This window comes from Acinetobacter sp. GN11 (genome assembly GCF_054823985.1).
In genome coordinates, this window is record NZ_JRVL01000308.1 from 1 (window position 1) to 2,999 (window position 2,999).

At 33.4% G+C, this 2,999-nt stretch carries 4 protein-coding genes; 1 reads left to right on the top strand and 3 read right to left on the bottom strand.

Translation table 11 applies throughout. The features are described from left to right. The first annotated feature begins 262 nt into the window (after positions 1-262). A complete protein-coding gene (locus NL42_RS18640) occupies positions 263-733 on the top strand; it encodes an Lrp/AsnC family transcriptional regulator (RefSeq protein ID WP_004642558.1) in 471 nt (156 codons plus the stop codon). Between the two features lie 44 nt (positions 734-777). Here the strand turns inward: NL42_RS18640 and NL42_RS18645 are convergent, their stop codons facing one another. The 3 genes from NL42_RS18645 to NL42_RS18655 form a co-directional block, all read right to left on the bottom strand. Continuing rightward, complete coding sequence (locus NL42_RS18645) at positions 778-1,527, bottom strand: YebC/PmpR family DNA-binding transcriptional regulator (protein ID WP_461313883.1); 750 nt, start codon at positions 1,525-1,527, stop codon at positions 778-780. Between the two features lie 161 nt (positions 1,528-1,688). Further along, the gene (locus tag NL42_RS18650; protein WP_461313884.1) at positions 1,689-2,234 is read right to left on the bottom strand and encodes a 1-acyl-sn-glycerol-3-phosphate acyltransferase; all 546 of its coding nucleotides are present in this window, start codon (positions 2,232-2,234) and stop codon (positions 1,689-1,691) included. Between the two features lie 177 nt (positions 2,235-2,411). Then, positions 2,412-2,984, bottom strand: coding sequence for a TetR/AcrR family transcriptional regulator (locus tag NL42_RS18655; protein ID WP_461313885.1), 573 nt, complete (start codon positions 2,982-2,984; stop codon positions 2,412-2,414). Between the last annotated feature and the right edge of the window lie 15 nt (positions 2,985-2,999).

Below are 2,999 nucleotides of genomic sequence, written 5' to 3' on the forward strand. Positions count from 1 at the left end.
AAAATTTCTATAATTATCAGTTATCTATATTTAAATAATGGGGCGAGTAATATCTTATATTGGAAAAAATAAATGAGAGCATGAAATTGACTTTCTAAAATGCGCCATATGCTCCATTATTTGCACGGTTAAAATGCACGTCTGCAATAAAATGTGTAAAAGAATTAAACGTTTTAGCTATTTTTAAACCTTTGTATTTTAAATGCAGGTGAGTTGTATAGGGTATACTGTCGTCACTGTAAAATTCTGGCTGGAGATAGGAATGGAGTTAGATCGTTTTGATAAACAAATTCTAGAAATTTTGTCTCATGAAGACTTAAATTTGAATGAACTTTCAGAACGGATCAATCTGTCAGTCAGTTCTGTGCATCGCCGGATTAAACACCTGATTGAAGCCAACGTTATGGGACAGCTCAAAAGGGAAATTAATTTTAGTAAACTTGGATTTACTCTACACATCTTATTGCAAGTTTCATTGAGTAAGCATGACACAGAAACATTTGATAAGTTTCTTTCTGAAATAGAAGCAATCCCAGAAGTAACCAATGCATTTCTTGTGACAGGGCAAAGTGCTGATTTTATTTTGGAACTTGTAGCACGCAACATGGATGACTACAGTGAAATTTTATTAAGACGTATTGGAAAAATTGACAATGTTGTTGCATTGCATTCCAGCTTTGTTATTAAAAAATATAATGTTTTTAACTGCTATAACTTACTCAATAAACTATAAAAAAACGCACCATTTGGTGCGTTTTTTTAATTCAAATGTTTGATTTAGGCATCAAGTTGAACCAAAACTTCATCTGTGAACTCAACGTTGGTATAAACGTTTTGTACATCATCAAGATCTTCAAACATATCAATCATTTTTAGAATTTGTTTTGCTTGGTCGACATCAGTAATTTCAGCTTTGGTTGATGGACTCATAACCACTTCTGCATTGTCAGATTTTAAACCAGCAGCAGTAAGAGCATCTTGAACTTCACCAAAAGTTTCTGGTGACGTAATTACTAAAATTTCATCTTCAGAAATTTCAATATCTTCAGCGCCAGCTTCTAAAGCAACTTCCATGATTTTGTCTTCTAAAGAAACATCTTCAAAAGTAATCTCACCACGTTTAGTAAATAGATAAGCGACAGAACCCGCAGTTCCTAAGTTACCATTTGTTTTACTAAAACAGTGACGTACATCTGGTACTGTACGGTTCAAGTTATCTGTCATTGTTTCAACAAGAACAGCAACACCGCCAACACCATAACCTTCGTAAGTTACTTCTTTTAAATCATCATTATCTTCACCACCAGCACCACGTTGGATTGCACGGTTGATGGTGTCACGTGTCATATTAACTGAAAGAGCTTTTTCAACTACTGCACGCAAACGAGGGTTACTAGCAGCATCTCCACCGCCAAGTCTGGCAGCAGTCACAATTTCACGAATATATTTAGTAAAAACTTTACCGCGACTTGCATCTTGTTTCGCTTTACGATGCTTAATATTGGCCCATTTAGAATGACCCGCCATGGACGTGAACTCCAAAAAAAGAAAATGCAAAAGTGCTGGAATATTAGCATAGGCTTGGTTTTGTTGAAAACTGTTGCCCTGCGTTTTGTTAGCCAATTGAATAAGAATAATAAGCTTAAGGCCTAATGAGTGAGATTAGGCCGAATCAAATCCAATTTGATTTAGTTAATTTTGACGTCTATGTCAAATTGCGCATATAACTCTTTAATCGTTTCCAAATCTTTTTGTAAGTCTGTTGGATAAATTTTGCCTAGAATCCCGCCTTGTTTGCTTCGGGCGTTGGCATACATGAGTACAATAGGAACATTCGCTGCTTTCGCAATATGCCAAAAACCTGTACGGATAGGTTTACGTTCAGAACCATCTTTCGCACGAGTAGCTTCAGGAGCAATCACCAAGTTAAAAGTTTCATGATTTTGAAATTGTTCAACCATTTGAGAAACAATATCTTTATTCGCTTTACGGTCAACTGGAATGCCACCAAGTTTTTCTAAAACTGGCTTAAGAGGACCCTTAAAAAGTTCTTTTTTTATTAAAGTATGAATTTTAATGTCTAAAATTTGGAAGAGAGCAATAGAGAGCACCGCATCTAGATTTGAGGTATGTTCAAAGCCAATAATAACTTGTTTTTTCTCAAGAATTTCGGGATCTACATTATAGGTCCAACCAGCAGCTTTAAAGATAGAGTTAGCTAGAAATTTTTTCATAGATCAGGGCAAGGTGATAAATTTTCAGGATTCTAATATGAGATTGTAAAAAAGCCTAGAAAAATTATGAAAGCTAACGTAGAGCACCAAAAATGAAGATTATCTAAGCTATAGAAGATTTAAAAAAGTTCTTTTTTATTTTTCTTTTAAACTTAATAAACTTAGATAATTTTAAAATCAAGAGAGCGGTTGAGGTATTTCTTCATTAATTAAAAATTCAATATATTGCCAAATTTTTTCAGCGTTAATTAGCTTTTTATCTGTTGTTCCATCAATAATCATTCCATCAATAATAGAAATAATGATGTGAGTAAGTGGAGTGGGGTTTTCTATGCCTAGTTGAGTAAGCTGTTCTTGTAATAAGTGAGTCAACCACTTCGTATACTCGTAAAAGGGTTCCCGAATTGAAGTATATTGTTTAGATACTTCAATAAATGCTTTTTTAAATAAGCATCCATTAAATGTTTCACTATTTATCCATTCAATATACCAATTAAAAATAATGTGGATTTTCTCCAATGGGCTGGCATCTTGACGTAAATCTAACTGTTCGTTAATTGAATTTTGAATATTTAAATTTCGATGTTGCAAACACTCCATAATTAAATTTTCTTTTGAAGGAAAATATTTATAAAAGGTCATCTTTGCAACATTAGATTCAGCAATAATACGGTCAACACCAGTTGCATTGTAGCCAATCTGATTAAATAAATTTAAAGCAGTATTTATAATATCTTCTTTTTTTGACATTACTATTCCATATAG

Coding starts and splice junctions, on each gene's coding strand:
- NL42_RS18650 (WP_461313884.1), bottom strand. CDS start 2,234: ATGAAAAAATTTCTAGCTAACTCTATCTTTAAAGCTGCTGGTTGGACC.
- NL42_RS18645 (WP_461313883.1), bottom strand. CDS start 1,527: ATGGCGGGTCATTCTAAATGGGCCAATATTAAGCATCGTAAAGCGAAA.
- NL42_RS18640 (WP_004642558.1), top strand. CDS start 263: ATGGAGTTAGATCGTTTTGATAAACAAATTCTAGAAATTTTGTCTCAT.
- NL42_RS18655 (WP_461313885.1), bottom strand. CDS start 2,984: ATGTCAAAAAAAGAAGATATTATAAATACTGCTTTAAATTTATTTAAT.